The organism is Trinickia caryophylli (assembly GCF_034424545.1).
GTDB classification, from domain to species: domain Bacteria; phylum Pseudomonadota; class Gammaproteobacteria; order Burkholderiales; family Burkholderiaceae; genus Trinickia; species Trinickia caryophylli.
In genome coordinates, this window is record NZ_CP139971.1 from 2194440 (window position 1) to 2213385 (window position 18946).

Annotated in this window: 16 protein-coding genes; 12 read left to right on the forward strand and 4 right to left on the reverse strand. The window is 65.8% G+C overall.

The annotated features are described in order from the left end of the window. Positions 1–9: 9 nt before the first annotated feature. The gene (locus U0034_RS28835) at positions 10–2019 is read left to right on the forward strand and encodes an acetyl/propionyl/methylcrotonyl-CoA carboxylase subunit alpha (RefSeq protein WP_085227310.1); all 2010 of its coding nucleotides are present in this window, start codon (positions 10–12) and stop codon (positions 2017–2019) included. Between the two features lie 208 nt (positions 2020–2227). Here the strand turns inward: U0034_RS28835 and U0034_RS28840 are convergent, their stop codons facing one another. The 3 genes from U0034_RS28840 to U0034_RS28850 form a co-directional block, all read right to left on the reverse strand. Next, the gene (locus U0034_RS28840; protein ID WP_085227309.1) at positions 2228–3016 is read right to left on the reverse strand and encodes a CDP-diacylglycerol diphosphatase; all 789 of its coding nucleotides are present in this window, start codon (positions 3014–3016) and stop codon (positions 2228–2230) included. A 1-nt stretch (position 3017) separates the two neighbouring features. Next, a complete protein-coding gene (locus tag U0034_RS28845; RefSeq protein ID WP_085227308.1) occupies positions 3018–3293 on the reverse strand; it encodes a hypothetical protein in 276 nt (91 codons plus the stop codon). Between the two features lie 163 nt (positions 3294–3456). Further along, a complete protein-coding gene (locus U0034_RS28850; RefSeq protein ID WP_085227307.1) occupies positions 3457–4404 on the reverse strand; it encodes a TorF family putative porin in 948 nt (315 codons plus the stop codon). 356 nt (positions 4405–4760) lie between these two features. Here U0034_RS28850 and U0034_RS28855 point away from each other — a divergent pair, with 356 nt between their 5' ends. From U0034_RS28855 to U0034_RS28870, 4 genes are all read left to right on the forward strand, one after another. Continuing rightward, positions 4761–5933, forward strand: coding sequence for a quaternary amine ABC transporter ATP-binding protein (locus U0034_RS28855; RefSeq protein ID WP_085227655.1), 1173 nt, complete (start codon positions 4761–4763; stop codon positions 5931–5933). Further along, on the forward strand, positions 5926–6831 hold the full coding sequence (gene choW, locus U0034_RS28860) for a choline ABC transporter permease subunit (protein WP_085227306.1): 906 nt from the start codon (positions 5926–5928) through the stop codon (positions 6829–6831). The genes U0034_RS28855 and choW overlap by 8 nt, the downstream gene beginning before the upstream one ends. 15 nt (positions 6832–6846) lie before the next feature. Next, on the forward strand, positions 6847–7842 hold the full coding sequence (locus U0034_RS28865; RefSeq protein ID WP_085227305.1) for a GlxA family transcriptional regulator: 996 nt from the start codon (positions 6847–6849) through the stop codon (positions 7840–7842). Positions 7843–7933: 91 nt separating this feature from the next. Next, the gene (locus tag U0034_RS28870) at positions 7934–8866 is read left to right on the forward strand and encodes a choline ABC transporter substrate-binding protein (protein ID WP_102622933.1); all 933 of its coding nucleotides are present in this window, start codon (positions 7934–7936) and stop codon (positions 8864–8866) included. 26 nt (positions 8867–8892) lie between these two features. Here the strand turns inward: U0034_RS28870 and U0034_RS28875 are convergent, their stop codons facing one another. After that, positions 8893–9966: a GlxA family transcriptional regulator gene (locus U0034_RS28875; protein WP_085227303.1), complete on the reverse strand. Its 1074-nt coding sequence runs from the start codon at positions 9964–9966 to the stop codon at positions 8893–8895. A 354-nt stretch (positions 9967–10320) separates the two neighbouring features. Here U0034_RS28875 and U0034_RS28880 point away from each other — a divergent pair, with 354 nt between their 5' ends. The 7 genes from U0034_RS28880 to U0034_RS28910 all read left to right on the forward strand — a co-directional run bounded on the left by U0034_RS28880 (position 10321) and on the right by U0034_RS28910 (position 18887). Next, complete coding sequence (locus tag U0034_RS28880; RefSeq protein ID WP_085227302.1) at positions 10321–11706, forward strand: L-serine ammonia-lyase; 1386 nt, start codon at positions 10321–10323, stop codon at positions 11704–11706. Between the two features lie 70 nt (positions 11707–11776). Continuing rightward, positions 11777–13021 (forward strand): sarcosine oxidase subunit beta family protein, encoded by a 1245-nt coding sequence (locus U0034_RS28885; protein ID WP_085227301.1) that lies wholly within the window; start codon positions 11777–11779, stop codon positions 13019–13021. A gap of 45 nt (positions 13022–13066) precedes the next feature. Further along, complete coding sequence (locus tag U0034_RS28890) at positions 13067–13390, forward strand: sarcosine oxidase subunit delta (RefSeq protein WP_085227300.1); 324 nt, start codon at positions 13067–13069, stop codon at positions 13388–13390. Next, positions 13387–16410, forward strand: a complete 3024-nt coding sequence (locus U0034_RS28895) for a sarcosine oxidase subunit alpha family protein (RefSeq protein WP_085227299.1) — start codon at positions 13387–13389, stop codon at positions 16408–16410. Before U0034_RS28890 ends, U0034_RS28895 begins: the two co-directional genes overlap by 4 nt. Next, positions 16400–17026 carry a sarcosine oxidase subunit gamma gene (locus U0034_RS28900; protein WP_085227654.1) on the forward strand — a complete coding sequence of 209 codons (627 nt, stop codon included), beginning with the start codon at positions 16400–16402 and terminating at the stop codon, positions 17024–17026. Before U0034_RS28895 ends, U0034_RS28900 begins: the two co-directional genes overlap by 11 nt. Positions 17027–17356: 330 nt before the next feature. Then, positions 17357–17716 (forward strand): hypothetical protein, encoded by a 360-nt coding sequence (locus U0034_RS28905; RefSeq protein ID WP_139831148.1) that lies wholly within the window; start codon positions 17357–17359, stop codon positions 17714–17716. Between the two features lie 181 nt (positions 17717–17897). After that, positions 17898–18887 (forward strand): aldo/keto reductase, encoded by a 990-nt coding sequence (locus tag U0034_RS28910; RefSeq protein WP_085227297.1) that lies wholly within the window; start codon positions 17898–17900, stop codon positions 18885–18887. Positions 18888–18946: the final 59 nt, after the last annotated feature.

An 18946-nucleotide genomic window follows, 5' to 3' on the forward strand; every position in this document is an offset into this window, starting at 1 on the left:
AGGCTTCATATGTTCGACAAAATCCTGATTGCCAACCGAGGCGAGATTGCCTGCCGCGTCGCGGCGACCTGCAAGCGGCTGGGCATCGCGAGCGTGGCCGTGTATTCGGACGCCGATGCGAACGCCAGACATGTCGCCGTCAGCGACGAAGCCGTGCATATCGGTGGCGCGGCGGCGGCCGAAAGCTATCTGCGCGTCGATCGCATCATCGAGGCCGCGCTGCGCACAGGCGCACAGGCTGTCCACCCGGGCTACGGGTTTCTGTCGGAAAACGAGGCGTTCGCGCAGGCGTGCGAGGCGGCCGGGCTCGTATTCATCGGGCCGCCGGCGTCCGCGATCGCGGCAATGGGCTCGAAAGCGGCGGCGAAGACGCTGATGCAGACCGCGGGCGTGCCGCTCGTGCCCGGCTATCACGGCGACGATCAGGACGCCGGGCGGCTGCGGCGCGAGGCCGATGCGATCGGCTATCCCGTCTTGCTCAAGGCGAGCGCGGGCGGTGGCGGCAAGGGCATGCGGGTGGTCGCCTCGCGCGAGGAATTCGACGCGGCACTCGTCTCTTGCAAGCGCGAGGCGGCCGCGAGCTTCGGCAACGATCGCGTGCTGATCGAGAAATACCTGACGCGCCCGCGCCATGTGGAAGTGCAGGTGTTCGCCGACCGGCAGGGCGGCGCGGTCTATCTCTTCGATCGCGACTGCTCGGTTCAGCGGCGGCACCAGAAGGTGCTGGAAGAAGCGCCCGCGCCGGGGGTGCCCGACGAGCTGCGGCGCGCGATGGGCGAAGCGGCCGTGGCCGCGGCCCAGGCCGTCTCCTATGTGGGGGCCGGCACGGTCGAGTTCATCATGGCCGATGGTGTTTTCTACTTCATGGAGATGAACACGCGGCTGCAAGTCGAGCATCCGGTCACGGAAATGGTGACGGGCCTCGATCTCGTCGAGTGGCAGTTGCGGGTGGCCGCCGGCGAGGCGCTGCCGCTGCGGCAGGATGAACTGCGGGTCGAGGGCCATGCGATCGAGGCGCGCATCTACGCCGAGAATCCGTCGCGCGGCTTTCTGCCCTCGACGGGCACGCTCAAGTACCTCCGTATGCCGGCGGGTGCGGCGTTCTCGATCGGCGAGCCTGTGCGTGCCGCGGTGCGCATCGACAGCGGCGTGCGCGAGGGCGACGCGATCACGCCGTTCTACGATCCGATGATCGCCAAGCTCATCGTGCACGGCGCGAGCCGTGTCGAGGCCCTGGCGCGCATGCGTCAGGCGCTGCGGGCCTGCGAGATCGTCGGCCCGCAGACGAACGTGGCGTTCTTGCAGCGGCTCGTTGCGTGTCCACCGTTTGCGAACGCGGATCTCGACACGGGCCTGATCGAGCGGCATCACGACGCGCTTTTCGCGGCCCCGCGCAAACCGGTGAAGGAAGCACTCGCGCTTGCCTGCGCGGCGCTGCTCGCCCGTGAGGGCGGTACGCCGCACGGCGCTTCGCCATGGGATGCGCTCGCGCAGTGGCGTCTGAACGCCGGGTACCGGCAGACGATCGAATGGCGCGAGCCCGAATCGGAAAACCCGCTGAGCATGACCTATGCGCGCGACGGCGAGCGGCGTACGCTGAGCGCCGCTGATTGGTCGGCGGATTTCGATTGGTGGCGCGAATCCGGGCCGCACGAATACGGTGTGCGAATCGATGCGGCGCGTGTCACGGGGCGCGTGTTCGTCGACGGCGATACGTTCCATGTGTTTCACGATGGCGCGATGCTGACGTTCGAGTGGACGAATCTGCTCGCGCATGCGGCCGATGCCGAGCACGGCGAGGGCCGGCTGACCGCACCGATGCCGGGCAAGGTCATCGCCGTGCTCGTCGAGCCGGGTGCGCGTGTCGAAAAGGGCGCACCGCTGGTCGTCATGGAGGCGATGAAAATGGAGCATACGATAGGCGCACCGGCGGCGGGAACCGTGGCGGAGGTGCTCTACGGCGTAGGCGATCAGGTGGCGGACGGCGCGCAACTACTGGTCATGGAAATGGGGGAGTAGCGCCGCCCTGGCGGTTGCGGCTATTGCCGTCCTATGCTGAAGACCAAGGGCGTCAAGTCGTTGGGCCCGGGGCATACGATCGTGACGCTCCTGTGCGATCGGGGCAGCCTCTATTTCGGCCGGCTCTTCAATCGCGAATGACTCGCACAGCGCGGGCTTTCGGCACCGTGATCCCCGAGGCGGCACGCCTATCTGCTTGCGTGCGCCGTCATCGCTCGTGAGCAACCATGCATTGATGATCGAGCAGGCCTTCCGCGGAGCCTGTGCCGTCATCGACGTTCGTTGCGCTGTTGAGAATGAACCAGCCGCCGTCGTTCGCCGACGGCCCAGCGCCGACGACGAGAATCGTCTGCATCGCCATCAGGTCGGGCCCGGGATTGTCGCGCGCGACGATCTCGAAAGGATCGAATGCGAAGGCAGGGCCGCTCACGCGCATGATCCGATAGCGCGTGCCGTCGATCGTGTCCCAGTGCCAATGCCCCGGTGCATCGGTTCGATGCCGGGCAAGCGCGGCACTCGCGCCTGCCTGCATGCAATCGATGTGAATGTGCAACTGTTCCTGCGAACGCCGGTACGCCGAATTGACCTCGAGCCCGAGTTGATCGTCGGCCAGCGTGGCGCGGTCCGCTTTCTCCAGCGATTTTTGCACGAACGTGCGCGCCGCCCATGCGTCGGCCCAGTAGTTTTGCGCCCCGGGCCCGAGCAGCAACGGGCTTTCGACGCCCGATACCCGTTCGGTAGGAATCAGCAAGTGCTGCGCGACGCCATTGCGATCCTTGAGGATTGCGTAGTGCCGGGGCAAATCGACGCTCGCGCACAAGCCCGTGCGTCCTGTCGTGCGCGCGGCCGGTGCGCAGTCGAAATGCACGATTTTCCAGAGCGCGTTCGGATCGGCCGCGGCCAGCGTCTCGCAGCCGGCTGCCGCCAGGGCCAGGCACAGGGCGAGCGCGTGCCAGCGCATGCGCGACAGGCGTTGCCGCCACCGTTGGATGTTCATGTCATCTCGAGAGAAGGCGCCGTGCGAATCTCGCCATGCGCGGCACGAAGATGGGCCTCGGGAGCGGTGCGTCGTAACCGCTCATGCGCTTTTCGTCTTCCTCCAGATGCGACCATTCGATGACGGCCGGCTTATGGAGGTGGTCCGTTGCCAGCAGCATGCGGGAGAACAGACGCTTGCGCGCATCGGAGCCGAGCTCGAACGGCTCGGCGTCCCCGACGGTGCAACGAGGCGTGGCGCGGCCGGCCGTTGCTTCGTGCGACAGCGTGTCTGACATGGCTTTTCGCGTAATGGCTTCGGGAAAACGCGGCCATTTTGTCATAGAAGCCCGGTTCGCCGCGCCGAGTTGCTCCAGCCGCGGCTGCGCGGGGTAGCGAGGGCACCGCCGGCAAGATAGTGGCCGGCAAGAGGGCGGCCGGCCAGCCGCGGCGGGGCAATGGTCAGAACGTTTTGGTCAGCGTGGCGAGGAAGGTTGTCTTCAACGGGTTCGACACGGCGATGTTGCCCGAGGAATCGGCCGCGCCCGTGGTGTAGCGATCGTAGACGTTTGTCGCACCCCAAGCCTTCGTGACGGCGCCCGTCAGGGTCCAGCCGCCGTCGAACGTCTTCGATACGGCAATCTTCGCGTCCTGCCAGTTGTAGGCCGAGAAGTTCTGCACGCGCTGCCAGCCGTAGTGCAGCAGCAACCCGAAGCCGTGCGTGAGGTCGATGTTCGTATTGAGATCGAGATAGCCCGAGCCGCGGCTGCCCTTGTCGCCGGGCTGGCCGAGCGACCGGCTGTCGTAGCCGAAGTAATTCGGCGTGTACGTCACCCAGTACTTGGCGGTGAACCATTTGTAGGTGAGCGCGGCCACGAACTCGCCATAGTTGTAGTTCGTTGCAGTGGCCTCCATGCGTGCACCGGGGTATACGTAGTAGTAGACGGTGCCCGCATATGACACGTCGCCGATCGAGCCGCCATATCCCGCGTACAAATCCCATTCGACGGTGCCGCCTTCGATGAACTTGCTGCTCACGCTCGAAAGCCAGGTGCCGGCGAAGAGCCCGCTCGAATGCGCGTAATCGAACCCGCCTTGCAGCGCTGGCTTGCCCCATGTCTGACGGAAGCCGCGTGACACGTATTGCGAGGCAAGCGTGACGTTGGCCGTGAACGGCGAGGTCGCGGGCGCGGCGGCGGGGGCAGTCGCCGGTGCCGGTGCCGGTGCCGTGGCGGCCGCCGTCGTTGCCGGCTCGGCGGCCGGGTTGGTGGCCGGGTTGGTGGACGCGGCAGCGCCGGTATCGCTCGACTGCGCATGGACTTGCGATATGCACAACGGGCCAATGCACAACGCTGCGGCCATGCCGAGCACAGTGGAAAGAGGGCGTGACTTCGTCTCGATATCGTGCATGGGTACGCTCCGTCGTTGTGGGAATCGCCGGCCCGGGCTGTTTGCCGGGAACGGGAACCGGCCTGGAGCGGCCGGTCGGGCTGAGTATTGCCAGCCGATATGGCCCCTGCGCACGCGCATTCGGACGCGAATTTGTCGAATCGCGACATCGCCTATCCGATTGCGACGGCCCGGCGGCGGCTCGTCAGCCGCTATGCCCCGTCCAGCAAGGCTCGAGGCCCGAAGCGACGGTCGCCGCTTGCTCGGACGTGTCGCATTTGCGCAAGCGTGCGTCGGAATTCGTCGGCCAACGTGGGATTTTTCTGGCAACCATGTATGGAGACGATGCAGGCACGCGCCTGCCGCAAGGAGAAAACATGAGTTCACCGAAGGTGATGGTCGAAGGGCTCTGCAAGGTGTTCGGCAGCAACCCGCGGCAGGCGCTCGACATGCTGGCCCAGGGCGCGACGAAGGACGAGATCTTCTCGCGCACGGGGCAGGTCGTGGGCGTGCACGATGTATCGTTCGACGTCCGGGAGGGCGAGATCTTCGTCCTGATGGGCTTGTCCGGCTCGGGCAAGTCGACGCTGATCCGCCTCATCAACCGGCTCGTCGATCCGACGTCCGGCAAGGTGCTCGTCGACGGGCGCGACATCGCCGCGGTGCGCCGCAGCGAGCTGACGGCGCTGCGCCGCCGCGACATGAGCATGGTGTTCCAGTCGTTCGCGCTGATGCCGCAGCGCAGCGTGCTGTCGAATGCGGCATTCGGCCTCGAAGTGGCCGGCGTGCGGCGCAAGGAGCGCGAGGCGAGGGCGATGACGGTATTGGAGCAGGTCGGGCTCGCGGCCTTCGCCAACAAGCTGCCGTCGGAGCTTTCGGGCGGCATGCAGCAGCGCGTGGGGCTCGCCCGGGCGCTGTCGGTCAATCCTTCGCTGATGATCATGGACGAAGCGTTTTCCGCGCTCGACCCGCTCAAGCGCAAGGAGATGCAGAACGTCTTGCTGCAACTGCAAAAGGAGCAGCGCCGCACGATCATGTTCGTCTCGCACGATCTCGAGGAGGCGCTGCGGATCGGCAGCCGCATCGCGATCATGGAGGGTGGCCGCCTCGTGCAGCTCGGCACGCCGCAGGAAATCATCAGCCGCCCGGCCGACGATTACGTTCGCGCGTTTTTCGAGGGCGTGGATACGAGCCGCTATCTGACCGCAGCCGATCTGATGCAGCCCGACGGCGTGCCCATCGTGCGCCAGCTCGATGCGGCCGGCGTGGCGGAATCGCTGAACGGCAGCGCCGACTACGCCTTCGTGCTCGACAGCCAGCGCAAGCCGCGCGGGTTCGTGACGAGAGAATCGCTCGGCAGCACGCAACCGCGCGTGAGTCAGGTCGAATGCATCCCCTGCGCGGCATCGCTCGAGCAGGTCGTTTCGCGCGTCGTGGCCCACGCGCGTGCTTTGCCGGTCGTCGACGACGACGGCTGCTACTGCGGCTCGATCGATCGCGCCGTCGTTCTTCAGGCGCTCACGCGCATGCGAGGTTCCCACCATGTCTGAACTCATCCCGCTCGGAAGCTGGGTCGATCAATCGGTCCACTATCTGCTCGACCATGACAGCCGCACGTTCGATATGATCGGCCGCACGATCGAGGGGCTCGCGGCCCTGGTCGAGCATGGGCTGCAGGCCATCCCGATGTGGGCGTTGATGGCGGTTTTCATCGGCGTGGGGCTATGGCGCGTGGGCTGGCGCTTCGCGATCTTCACGACGCTCTCGCTGCTGCTCATCTATGCCACGGGGTTCTGGGACCAGACGGTCGTGACACTGGGTCTCACGCTTTCCTCGACGATCATCAGCCTCGCCTTTGGCATTCCGCTTGGCATCTGGACGGCCAAGAGCAAACACATCGCGCTCATCGTGCGGCCGATCCTCGATCTGATGCAGACGATGCCCGCGTTTGTCTATCTGATCCCGGCGGCCATGCTGTTCGGCCTCGGCCGCGTGCCCGGCATTCTGTCGACGGTCGTTTTCGCCATGCCGCCCGCGGTGCGCCTGACGAGCCTCGGCATTCGCCACGTCAATCGCGAGATCGTCGAGGCGGGGCAGGCATTCGGCTGCACGCCGTGGCAACTGCTCTACAAGGTTCAGTTTCCGAACGCGCTGCCGTCGATCATGCAAGGTGTGAACCAGACGATCATGATGGCGCTGTCGATGGTGATCATTGCGTCGATGGTCGGCGCGGGCGGGCTCGGCAACGACGTGCTCGCGAGCATTCAGCGGCTCGACATCGGGCTCGGCTTCGAGAGCGGCTTGTCGGTCGTGCTGCTCGCGATCGTGCTCGACCGCATTACCGAGAGTTTCGGCCGTGCGCCGGGCACCGCGCCGGCGCCGCTCTTCAAGGGCTTGCGCAGCGTCATGCGCGTACGGGCCGCCCAGCAACCGGCGGCGCAGAGCTGAAACCCGGGGGAAACGATGAACGTGGAAACCGCGCCGCAGGTGTACACGGTCCCGGCGGCGAGGCCCGAACCCGAGCACTTCGGGTTTCTGACCTTGCCCAACTTCTCGATGATCGCGTTCACAAGCGCGGTGGAAGTGCTGCGCATGACGAACTACGTCGGGCGCGCGACGCGCTATCGATGGTCGGTGATCTCGCCGGACGGCGTGCCTGTGCGCGCGAGCAACGGCGTGACGCTCACGCCGACGTCCACGCTCGAAGAGGCCGGCGTGCCCGACGTCCTCATCGTATGCGGCGGCACGCAGATACGCGAGGCGGTGGACGTGCGCGTGCGCAGCCTGCTCGCCTATGTGGCCTCGCGCGGCGTTCCGCTCGGCGCTCTGTGCACGGGGGCCTATGCGCTGATGAGCGCCGGGCTCCTCGACGATTACCGGTGCACCGTGCATTGGGAGGATATGTCGGTGCTGCACAAGCAATTCCCGCGCGTGAAGTTCAGCGACGAACTCTTCGTGATCGACCGCGACCGGCTGACCTGCACGGGCGGCACTGCACCGCTCGACATGATGCTGCATCTGGTCGGACGGCGCCTCGGGCAAAGCCTTGCGGCTCAGGTTTCGGCGCAATTCATCCTCGAGCGCATCCGCAACGCATCGGACCATCAACCTATTCCCGTGGATGCGCGCATCGGTTTTTCGCGTGCCGAGCTGATCGAGGTCGTGCGGCTGATGGAGGCCAACATCGAAGAGCCGCTGTCGCTCGAGGAACTCGCGCGGCTCGTGCGGCTGTCGCAGCGCCACCTGCAGCGCATGTTCAAGGTTTATCTCGACGTTTCGCCGACGCACTACTACCTGGCGTTGCGCCTGCGGCGCGCGCGGGAGCTGCTGCGCACGACCGATGCATCGATCGCGCGCGTGACGGCGGTGTGCGGATTTCAGTCGCCGTGCCATTTCAGCAAGGCTTACCGCGCGCAGTTCGGCTATGCCCCGAGCCGTGAACGCAGGCAGGAGCACTGAGCCGGATTGCCCGCGGCCCGAACACCCATCGAAGTGAACCGAGGAGAAACGACCGATGAAGCAGATCATGACCCGAGCCAGTTGCGCGGCGATGGCGGCGATCGCCGCGATGACCGCAATGGCGCTGACGACGCCGGCGCGCGCAGCCGACCCCGCGACCTGCCGCAACATTCGCTTTGCCGATGTGGGCTGGACCGATATCGCGGCCACGACCGGGCTCGCGTCCACGATATTCGAAGGTCTCGGCTACCGCCCGACCAAGACGATCGCATCGGTACCGATCACGTTTGCGGGAATCAAGAGCAAGCAGATCGATGTGTTTCTCGGGTATTGGTCGCCGACGATGGACCCGATGATCGCCCCGTTCGTGAAGGCGAAGCAGGTTATGGTGCTGAGCGCGCCGAATTTGACCGGCGCGAAATACACGCTGGCGGTGCCCGACTACGTCTACAACGGCGGGCTCAAATCGTTTGCCGACATCGAGAAGTTCGCCGACAAGCTGGGCGGCAAGATATACGGGATCGAGCCCGGCAACGACGGCAATGCGCTCATCGACAAGATGATCAAGGGCAATCAGTACGGGCTCGGCAAGTTCAAGCTCGTGGAGTCGAGCGAGGCGGGCATGCTGGTGCAGGTGAACAAGGCCATCCGCGAAAAGCAATGGATCGTCTTCCTCGGATGGGAGCCGCATCCGATGAACGTACAGATGAAGATCGACTATCTGAGCGGCGGGGACGACGTGTTCGGGCCGAATTACGGCGAGGCGAAGGTCTTCACGGCGGTGCCGCCCGACTATGCGATGCGGTGTCCGAATGCGGCCAGGCTCGTGTCGAACCTGAAGTTCACGACCGACATCGAGAATCACGTCATGGTGCCGATCATGGACAAGCAGGACCCGACGAAGGCCGCCACGGCCTGGCTCAAGAAGAACCCACAGGTGCTCGATCAGTGGCTCGCAGGGGTCACCACGTTCGACGGGAAGGACGGGCTGACGGCGGTGAAGCAGTATATCGGCAAGCGGTAAAGGGTCTCTTGCAGGAGCGGCGGGCTTCAGTCCCAGTCATGGGCGGAGGGCTCCGCCTGCACCGCCGTCAATTCGTCCTGCTGCAATCCAGCCTGCCGCTCCCGGTAAGTGACGGGCGGCATGCCGAATTGCTTGCGGAACTCGCGCCCGAGGTGCGAGGCGTCCGAAAACCCGCAGCTCGAGGCGATGTCGGCCACCGTGCGATCCGAACTCGTCAGCAGCCACGCGGCCGTGCGCAGCCGCACGTGCTTGGCGAACGTCTGCGGGCTCTTTCCCGTTTGCGCCTTGAAGAGCCGCTCGAGCTGGCGTGGCGATAGATCGAGCTTGCCCGCCAGTTCCTCGAGCGGCAGCGCCCGCCCGACATGCTGCTCCATCAGCAGGATCGCGCGCTTGACCTTGGGATGCGTCGCGGGCTGGATGCCCGGCGGGTGGGGCTGCGGCGCGTTGCCTTTTTGCATTTCGCCGACGAGCAGGATCCGCAACGCCTTTTGCACCGTCGCGTGATCGAGGTGCCGCAGCAAGATCGCCGCGGCCACGTCGATCGACGCACGTCCGCCCGAGCAGGTAATGCGCCGCCGGTCGATGACGAAGAGCCGGTCGGCCACGAGTGCGCCCGTTTCGGCCGACGGAAACCGCTCGATGAAGTCCCAGTAGTGAAACCAGCTCACGCAGACGCGGTGGCCCTCCAGCACGCCGGCGCGCATCAAGGCGAAAACACCGGTGCAGATGCCGACGATCGTGGCGTCGCCGTGCGCCGTGCGGCGGATGAATGCCAGTGTTTCGTCGTCGGCCTGCGGGCCGGAATGGAGCAGGCCCCCGACCACCACCAGATAGTCGAACGGCTCGGCTTCGTCATACGTTTCCCACGGCGTCACCTGGATGCCGCAGCTCGCGCGGATCGGCGCGAGCGTTTTGCCGACCACGCTCCAGGCGCAGCGTACGGGCTTGCTGAAGTCGCTGTCGTCGGCCGACAGGCGCAGCATGTCGACGAAGCCCGAAAACGCCGTCAGCGTGAAATTGGGCAATAGCACGATACCGAACCGGATGCGCGCTTTCGGCGGAGCGGACAGGATCGACGGTGACGAATCGGCTGCGTTCATGCGAAAAAAGTCAATACGGAGTTTCCGGCCGAAGTACGGCACGGGGCTGCGGCTCAGGGTGCGGAACGCCGCACCCGGACTCCGGGCCAACGGGATTCTCCCATGGCACAGCGTCGCCGATCGGCATGGCCGGTATTTGCGGTTTTCCGCCGTGAACCATCGCGAATGCGCGCCGCGGCGCCGGGTACGGCCGCGGTTGGCGATGGCATCCCACGGCAATGCCGCTTTTGTTCTATCGGCGGATTTTACGCTTTGGTGTACTGGCGTCCATCGGCCAAGGCGGCGTTCGCCATGCGCTTCCCGCCAACCATGTCCGGCAACCACGACCGGCAATCGTCATTCGAGACAGCCCCCATGAACGTCAGCGTTTTCGATTTGTTCAAGATCGGCATCGGCCCGTCGAGCTCCCACACGGTGGGGCCGATGATCGCCGCCTGCCGGTTCGTGTCGCACGTGGAGGATGCCAATCTGCTCGGCTATGTGCGGCGCGTCAAAGCGGAGCTTTACGGCTCGCTCGGCGCGACCGGAAAGGGGCACGGTACCGACAAGGCCGTGCTGCTCGGCCTGGAGGGCAACCTGCCCGACGCGATCGACCCCGACGGTATCGAGCCGCGGCTCGCGCAAATTCGGCGCGACAAGTCGCTGCGCCTCGTCGGCCGGCACGACATCCGGTTCGAAGAGCGGGAAGACGTGAGCTTCTACCGGCGTGTCATGGCCGGCACGAGCGTCGCGCATCCCAACGGTATGCGCTTTCAGGCGTTCGACGAAAACGGCCAACTGCTCGTCGAAAAAGAGTATTACTCCGTGGGCGGCGGCTTCGTCGTCAACCGGGACGGCGACCGTGTGAACGGCGTGTGTGCGGGTGCCGACGTGCCTCATCCGTTTCGCACGGGCGCCGATCTGCTGCGTGCCTGCCAGGCGAGCGGGCTGTCTATCGCGGAAGTGACGATGCGCAACGAATCGGCGCTGCGCGACGCGGCCGAGGTGCGCGAGGGACTGCTCGCGATCTGGCGCACGATGGCGGGCTGTGTCGAGCGCGGCTGCAGGACCGAGGGCGAACTGCCGGGGCCGATGCGCGTCAAGCGCCGTGCGTCGGAGCTTGCGCGGAACCTGCGCGCCCGCTCGGAGGAATCGCTGCGCGATCCGCTCTCGATGCTCGACTGGGTGAACCTGTATGCGATGGCCGTCAACGAGGAGAACGCCGCCGGCGGACGCGTCGTCACCGCGCCGACCAACGGCGCCGCGGGCGTCATTCCGGCCGTTCTGCATTATTACGTGAAGTTCGTGCCCGGCGCCGACGAGGACGGGATCGTCGAGTTCCTGCTGACGGCTGCGGCCATCGGCATCATCTACAAGGAAACGGCATCGATCTCCGGTGCGGAGGTCGGGTGCCAGGGCGAGGTCGGCGTGGCCTGTTCGATGGCGGCGGCCGCGCTCGCGGCGGTCATGGGCGGCACGCCGGAACAGGTCGAGAACGCGGCCGAGATCGGTATGGAGCACAACCTCGGCATGACCTGCGACCCGGTGGGCGGCCTCGTGCAGATTCCCTGCATCGAGCGCAACGCAATGGGGGCCATCAAGGCGCTCAACGCCTCGCGCATGGCGCTCAAGGGCGACGGCCAGCACTACGTCTCGCTCGACTCCGTCATCAAGACGATGCGGGAAACCGGCGCGGACATGAAGACGAAATACAAGGAAACCTCGCGCGGCGGGCTCGCCGTCAACGTGATCGAGTGCTGACGCGCGAGCGTGCACGCCTCCCATTCATTCCTATTCAAGCAAGTACCCGAAGACCGCAAGGATCACCGCTATGAGCCGCTATTCGATATTCAGCCTGGTGCGCAACGGCTTGTCGTACCACGAGCATTGGGAGCGCCAATGGCGCAGCCCCGAGCCGAAGCGCGAGTATGACGTCGTCATCGTGGGCGGAGGCGGGCACGGGCTCGCCACGGCCTACTACCTGGCGAAGGAGCATGGCGTGCGCAACGTCGCCGTGCTCGAAAAAGGCTGGCTCGGCGGCGGCAACACGGCGCGCAACACGACGATCATCCGCTCGAACTATCTCTGGGACGAATCGGCCGCGCTTTACGAAAAGGCGATGAAGCTTTGGGAAGGGCTCGCGCAGGATCTCAACTACAACGTCATGTTCAGCCAGCGCGGCGTGATGAACCTCGCGCATACGCTGCAGGACGTGCGCGATACGCAGCGCCGCGTCAATGCGAACCGGCTCAACGGCGTGGATGCCGAGTACCTCACGCCGCAGCAGATCAAGGAAATCGAGCCGACCATCAACCTCGACAGCCGCTATCCGGTGCTCGGTGCCTCGTTTCAGCGGCGCGGCGGCGTGGCGCGGCACGACGCGGTGGCCTGGGGCTTCGCGCGCGGCGCCGATTCGGCGGGCGTCGATCTCATCCAGAACTGCCAGGTGACCGGCATTCGCCGCGACGGCGGCCAGGTCACCGGGGTCGATACGGTGAAGGGCTTCATCAAGGCGAAGAAGGTCGCGGTCGTCGCCGCCGGAAACACGACCACGCTTGCCGATATGGCCGGCGTGCGGCTGCCGATCGAGAGTCACCCGCTGCAGGCGCTCGTCTCCGAGCCGATCAAGCCCGTCGTCAATACGGTCGTGATGTCGAACGCGGTGCATGCGTACATCAGCCAGTCCGACAAGGGAGATCTCGTGATCGGGGCCGGCATCGATCAGTACACGGGCTTCGGCCAACGCGGGAGCTATCACATTATCGAAGGCACGCTCGAGGCGATCGTCGAGATGTTCCCGGTGTTCTCGCGTGTGCGGATGAACCGCCAGTGGGGCGGCATCGTCGACGTCTCGCCCGATGCCTGCCCGATCATCAGCAAGACCGACGTCAAAGGCCTCTACTTCAATTGCGGCTGGGGAACGGGCGGCTTCAAGGCGACGCCGGGCTCGGGCTGGGCTTTCGCGCATACGATCGCTCACGATACGCCGCACCCGTTGAACGCCGCGTTTTCGCTCGACCGGTTCTACACCGGGCACCTCATCGACGAACACGGCGCCGCCGCCGTCGCCCACTGACGGGCGCCGCAAGGCACATAAAGCACATAAGGCACGGAGAATCACATGCTGCTGATCGAATGTCCCTGGTGCGGCCCGCGGGCCGAGTCCGAATTCACCTGCGGTGGGGAGGCCGATATCGCCCGCCCTCTCGCGCCCGAGACGCTCTCGGACCGCGAATGGGGCGATTACCTCTTCATGCGCAAGAACCCGCGCGGCGTGCATAGCGAGCAATGGCTGCATACGCAAGGGTGCCGGCGCTGGTTCAAGGCCACGCGCGACACGGTGACCTACGCCTTTCACGGCTATGACACGTTCGGAGCCCCGCATGCCGAGACGCATGCCGAGACGCATGCCGATCAACGCACTTCAGAGGGCAAGCAATCATGACGAATCAGCCGGATCGGCTTGGCACGGGCGGTCGCGTCAATCGCGCCATTCCGCTCACGTTCACGTTCAACGGCCGCACCTACCAGGGCTACGAGGGCGACACGCTCGCTTCGGCCCTGCTCGCCAACGGTGTGCGGTTTGTCGCGCGCAGCTGGAAGTATCACCGGCCACGCGGCATCGTCGCGGCCGGCGTGGAAGAGCCGAACTTCGTGGTGCAGCTCGAGCGTGGCGCGTATACGGTGCCCAACGCGCGCGCGACCGAAGTCGAGCTCTATCAGGGCCTCGTCGCGACGAGCGTCAACGCCGAGCCTTCCCTCGAAAACGACCGCCTGGCCGTCAATCAGAAGATCGCGCGGTTCATTCCCGCTGGCTTTTACTACAAGACGTTCATGTGGCCGCGCAGGTGGTGGCCGAAGTACGAGGAAAAGATCCGTGAGGCGGCGGGCCTTGGCAAAGCGCCGGACACGCGCGATGCCGATCGCTACGACAAGTGCTTCGCGCATTGCGACGTGCTCGTCGTCGGCGGCGGGCCGGCCGGGCTGGCGGCCGCGCATGCCGCGGGGCTCTCGGGCGCGCGCGTGATCCTCGTCGACGATCAGCGCGAACTGGGCGGCAGCCTGCTGTCGTGCCGCGCACAGATCGACGGCAAGCCCGCCGTGCAATGGGTCGAGAAGATCGAGGCCGCGCTCGCGCAGATGCCGGAGGTCAAAGTGCTCACCCGCAGCACCGCATTCGGCTACCAGGATCACAACCTCGTCACGGTCATGCAGCGCCTGACCGATCATCTGCCCGTGTCGATGCGCAAGGGCACGCGCGAGCTGCTGTGGAAGATCCGGGCCAAGCGGGTCGTGCTGGCCACCGGCGCTCACGAGCGCCCGCTCGTCTTCGGCAACAACGATCTGCCCGGCATCATGCTCGCTTCGGCCGTGTCCACTTACATTCACCGCTATGGCGTGCTGCCGGGGCGCGAGGCCGTGGTCTTCACGAACAACGACGACGGCTATCAGTGCGCGCTCGATCTGAAAGCGAGCGGCGCGAAGGTCACCGTCGTCGACCCGCGGGCCGAGACGAACGGCTCGCTGCCCGCCGTGGCGCGGCGCCACGGCGTAACCGTGCTCAACCGTGCGGTGGTCATGACGGCGCACGGAAAGCGCCGGGTCGAATCGGTCGAAGTGCGCGCGTATGCGGGCGGCCGGATCGGCGAGAAGCAGGCCACGCTGCGCTGCGACGTGGTGGCGATGTCGGGTGGATGGAGTCCCGTTTTGCACTTGTTCGCGCAGTCGGGCGGCAGGGCGCATTGGAACGACGAGAAAGCCTGCTTCGTGCCCGGCAAGGCGGTACAGGCGGAGGTGAGCGTGGGCGCGGCGGCCGGCGAGTTCGATCTTGCGCGCGGGTTGCGGCTTGCGCTCGATGCCGGCGCCGAGGCTGTGCGCGCGCTCGGCTTCAAGCCGCAGCGGCCGGCCACGCCGCAAGTCGCCGAGATCAAGGAAGCGCCGCTCTTGCCGCTATGGCTCGTCGGCAGTCATGCCGAGGCATCGCGCGGGCCCAAGCAGTTCGTCGATTTCCAGAACGACGTGTCGGCCGCCGACATCCTGCTTGCCGCGCGCGAGGGCTTCGAATCCGTCGAGCACGTGAAGCGCTATACGGCGATGGGCTTCGGCACCGACCAGGGCAAGCTCGGCAACATCAACGGCATGGCGATTCTCGCCGGTGCGCTCGGCAAGACGATTCCCGAGACGGGCACGACCACATTCCGTCCGAACTACACGCCCGTGACGTTCGGGGCGGTGGCCGGGCGCGAGATCGGCGATTTCATCGACCCGATCCGCAAGACCTGCATTCACGAGTGGCACGTCGAAAACGGTGCGATGTTCGAGGACGTCGGCAACTGGAAGCGGCCCTGGTATTACCCCAAGGGCGGCGAAGACCTGCATGCGGCGGTGAAGCGCGAATGCCTGGCGGTGCGTAACGGTGTGGGGATGCTCGATGCGTCGACGCTCGGCAAGATCGACATTCAAGGTCCCGATGCGGCCAAGCTGCTGAACTGGGTCTACACGAACCCGTGGTCGAAGCTCGAGGTCGGCAAATGCCGCTACGGGCTCATGCTCGACGAAAACGGCATGGTGTTCGACGATGGCGTGACCGTACGCCTCGGCGAGCAGCACTACGTGATGACCACGACGACGGGCGGCGCGGCACGCGTGCTGACGTGGCTCGAGCGCTGGCTGCAGACCGAGTGGCCCGACATGAAGGTGCGCCTCACGTCGGTGACCGACCACTGGGCCACCTTCGCCGTGGTCGGGCCGATGAGCCGCAAGGTCCTGCAGAAAGTGTGCCGCGATATCGACTTCGGCAACGACGCGTTCCCGTTCATGACGTACCGCGAAGGCACGGTGGCCGATGTCGCCGCGCGCGTGATGCGCATCAGCTTCTCGGGCGAACTGGCCTATGAAGTGAACGTGCCGGCCAATGCGGGCCGGGCCGTGTGGGAAGCGTTGATGGCGGCGGGAGAGCCGTTCGGCATTACGCCGTACGGCACGGAGACGATGCACGTCTTGCGCGCGGAGAAGGGCTACATCATCGTCGGCCAGGATACCGACGGTTCGGTGACGCCATTCGATCTCGGCATGGGCGGGCTCGTCGCCAAGTCGAAGGATTGCCTCGGCAAGCGCTCGCTGTCGCGCGAAGACACCGCCAGGGAAGGTCGCAAGCAGTTGGTGGGACTGTTGACCGACGATCCGGCGTTCGTTTTGCCGGAAGGCGCGCAGATTGTCGAACGCGGTACCCGAACCCCAGCGGCGGGACAAGTCGCGGCTACACCGGTGCCGATGCTTGGCCATGTCACGTCGAGCTACTTCAGCCCGATACTCGATCGGTCGATCGCCATGGCGGTCGTGAAGGGCGGGCTGGGCAAAATGGGGCAGAAGGTGTCGATCGATGTCGACGGCAGAACCGTCGATGCCACGATCGCAAGCCCTGTCTTCTACGATGTCGAAGGAGCGCGTCAGCATGTGGAATGAGAACCGAAACGATCCGCTCGCGGCGGGCACGAGTGTGAAGTTGGAGTCGCCGCTCGTCGGCGCGCAGGACTTGCTGAAGGTCAACGCCGCATTGCAGTCGAAAGCGTTTCGTCTATACGAGCGCCCTTTTCTCGAACTCGTCAACTTGCGCGGCGACCCCCGCGACGAGGCGTTCATGGCAGCGGTGCAGGCGGCGCTCGGTACGCGTGTGCCGGTGGCGCCGAATACGGTCGCCCGGGGTACCGAATGCGACGTGCTGTGGCTTGGGCCCGACGAGTGGCTCGTGCGCTCGAGCGAGGCGCGTGCGACGCAGCTCGAGGCGAAGCTCGCCGCCGCGGTCGCGGGCATGTTCGCCTGCGCGGTGGACGTCGGCAGCGGCTACACAGTGCTCGAGGCAAGCGGCGACAAGGTGCGCGACGTCCTCGCGCGCGGCTGCCCGCTGGATCTGCATCCGGCCGTGTTGCCGCTCGGGCGATGCGTGCAGAGCCATTACTTCAAAGCCTCGATCGTGCTGATGCCGACCGCCGACAATACGTTCGAGATCGTGGTGCGGCGCAGCTTCGCCGATTATTTCTGCCGCATCATGCTCGACGCCGCGGCGCCGCTCGCCGATTGATCGCGGCGTCGCGCGGGCCCACGAACGCCAATCAGGCAAGCAATATCCACCGCAGGACATCGGGTCGCGATACGCGGCCCGATGTCCTTTTGCATGACCATTCGATCCGACGGCGGAATCGACGAGAGTTCGTTCGAAAGGACCTCTCGGCATGCGCCAGGGTGGTACGAGCCCGTCCGCCTCTTCACCGAAGTTCCTCGATTGGTTGACGTTCACGCATGCGGCGCCTCGTCGTCCATGAAGGCATCGACGGTGACGCGTATTCGAAACCCGTGCCGCGTTTGCCGAATTCGATGATTCCCGCAACCCTGGATTCGAGGAGAACGTGCGATGCCGTGGGATATGAATAAATGCCAGTGGGGCGTGCCGCCGGGCTTCACCAACGCCGATGCAGCCCTTGCAGTGACGAATGCGGACTTTTCGAACGCTGTATTCGTCCAAACGTCCGGGACCGGAGTCACAAAAAAGGCGTACACCTACTATGAGGTGAACGGGTTTCGAATCTGCGTTGTCGGCGACGTTCATAAGAACGATGTTTCCGGCCAGTGGAATATTGCCGGCAACAGCTTCATTCCGGGCTGGACAGGCTGGAGCTTGCAGACCCCGGCCGCGCAGGTTGCCGTGATCGGGCCGTTGCAGGACGGAGGGGCGTTTCCCGATGACGATCGATATCCACACCCGGTGATTTAGGCACGCAGGGAACGCAGCGGGCCGATCGTCCGCGCCGCTTCGGCCGTGGCTCGGCCGGCTGGCGGGCCTCATTCGAGGGGCGCGCGCCAGTGCGAGCGGCCACTCCGCTGCACGTATTCGCCATGACGATTATGCTTTGGGCTGCGGCTTTTCAGGGCCGCCGATACCCGGAGGAATCGTCATGGAATATCGCAAGCTCGGCCGCACCGGCCTTTCGGTTTCGCGCCTGTGCCTCGGCACGATGACGTTCGGCTTCCAGACCGACGAGGAAACGGCGGGCCGCATCATGGCCACCGCCGCCGACGTCGGTGTGACGTTCTTCGATACGGCCGACGTCTATCCGCTCGGCGGCGGCGACGAACGCGCGGGCGAAACGGAGAGAATCGTCGGACGCTGGCTGAAGGGGCAGCGCCAGCGTTTTGTGCTCGCGACAAAAGCGGTCGGCAAGATGGGGCCTTCGCCGTGGGACCAGGGGGCCTCGCGCAAGCATCTGCTCGACGCGATCGACGCGTCGCTCGCCCGGCTCGGGACCGATTACGTCGATCTTTATCAACTGCATTCGGATGACCGCGAGACGCCCCTCGACGAAACGCTCGAGGCGCTCGACATGATCGTGCGCTCGGGGCGGGCGCGCTATATCGGCGTCTCCAATTTTCTCGCCTATCGGCTGGCGCGCGCGCTGGGCCGCGCCGACACGCTGCGGCTCGCGCGCTTCGTCTCCGTACAGCCGCGCTACAACCTGCTGTTCCGGCAGATCGAGCGCGAACTGCTGCCGCTCGCCGAGGAAGAGGGGCTCGGCGTAATTCCCTACAACCCGCTGGCGGGCGGGTTGCTCACCGGCAAGCACAGCGCCGGTGACGCGCCGCCCGCAGGCCGTTTTACGCTGGGAACGGCGGGTAAGCTTTATCAGGACCGCTACTGGCACGAGCGCGAGTTCGAGACGGTCGGCGCGTTTTGCAGGCTGGCCGACGAAGCCCGTATCGCGCGCGTGACGGCTGCGGTCGGGTGGGTGCTCGCCCATCCGGCGATTACCTCGGCCATCGTCGGCGCGAGCCGGCCCGAGCAGTTGGCGGATTCGCTCGCAGCGGTCGACAAGCCGCTCGCCCCGTCATTGAAGACGGCGCTCGACGAACTTTCGCAGCAGTACCGGTTCGGCGACGCGGCGCGTTGATTCGAATCGGCGCCAGGCGCGCGGCCTTCACCGCGGAGGCGTCGGACTCCGTCGGTGAA

What these genes read in the sequence shown, in the direction of transcription:
- U0034_RS28835 (WP_085227310.1), top strand. Translation starts at nt 10, where the DNA reads ATGTTCGACAAAATCCTGATTGCCAACCGAGGCGAGATTGCCTGCCGC.
- U0034_RS28840 (WP_085227309.1), bottom strand. Translation starts at nt 3,016, where the DNA reads ATGAACATCCAACGGTGGCGGCAACGCCTGTCGCGCATGCGCTGGCAC.
- U0034_RS28845 (WP_085227308.1), bottom strand. Translation starts at nt 3,293, where the DNA reads ATGTCAGACACGCTGTCGCACGAAGCAACGGCCGGCCGCGCCACGCCT.
- U0034_RS28850 (WP_085227307.1), bottom strand. Translation starts at nt 4,404, where the DNA reads ATGCACGATATCGAGACGAAGTCACGCCCTCTTTCCACTGTGCTCGGC.
- U0034_RS28855 (WP_085227655.1), top strand. Translation starts at nt 4,761, where the DNA reads ATGAGTTCACCGAAGGTGATGGTCGAAGGGCTCTGCAAGGTGTTCGGC.
- choW (WP_085227306.1), top strand. Translation starts at nt 5,926, where the DNA reads ATGTCTGAACTCATCCCGCTCGGAAGCTGGGTCGATCAATCGGTCCAC.
- U0034_RS28865 (WP_085227305.1), top strand. Translation starts at nt 6,847, where the DNA reads ATGAACGTGGAAACCGCGCCGCAGGTGTACACGGTCCCGGCGGCGAGG.
- U0034_RS28870 (WP_102622933.1), top strand. Translation starts at nt 7,934, where the DNA reads ATGGCGGCGATCGCCGCGATGACCGCAATGGCGCTGACGACGCCGGCG.
- U0034_RS28875 (WP_085227303.1), bottom strand. Translation starts at nt 9,966, where the DNA reads ATGAACGCAGCCGATTCGTCACCGTCGATCCTGTCCGCTCCGCCGAAA.
- U0034_RS28880 (WP_085227302.1), top strand. Translation starts at nt 10,321, where the DNA reads ATGAACGTCAGCGTTTTCGATTTGTTCAAGATCGGCATCGGCCCGTCG.
- U0034_RS28885 (WP_085227301.1), top strand. Translation starts at nt 11,777, where the DNA reads ATGAGCCGCTATTCGATATTCAGCCTGGTGCGCAACGGCTTGTCGTAC.
- U0034_RS28890 (WP_085227300.1), top strand. Translation starts at nt 13,067, where the DNA reads ATGCTGCTGATCGAATGTCCCTGGTGCGGCCCGCGGGCCGAGTCCGAA.
- U0034_RS28895 (WP_085227299.1), top strand. Translation starts at nt 13,387, where the DNA reads ATGACGAATCAGCCGGATCGGCTTGGCACGGGCGGTCGCGTCAATCGC.
- U0034_RS28900 (WP_085227654.1), top strand. Translation starts at nt 16,400, where the DNA reads ATGTGGAATGAGAACCGAAACGATCCGCTCGCGGCGGGCACGAGTGTG.
- U0034_RS28905 (WP_139831148.1), top strand. Translation starts at nt 17,357, where the DNA reads ATGCCGTGGGATATGAATAAATGCCAGTGGGGCGTGCCGCCGGGCTTC.
- U0034_RS28910 (WP_085227297.1), top strand. Translation starts at nt 17,898, where the DNA reads ATGGAATATCGCAAGCTCGGCCGCACCGGCCTTTCGGTTTCGCGCCTG.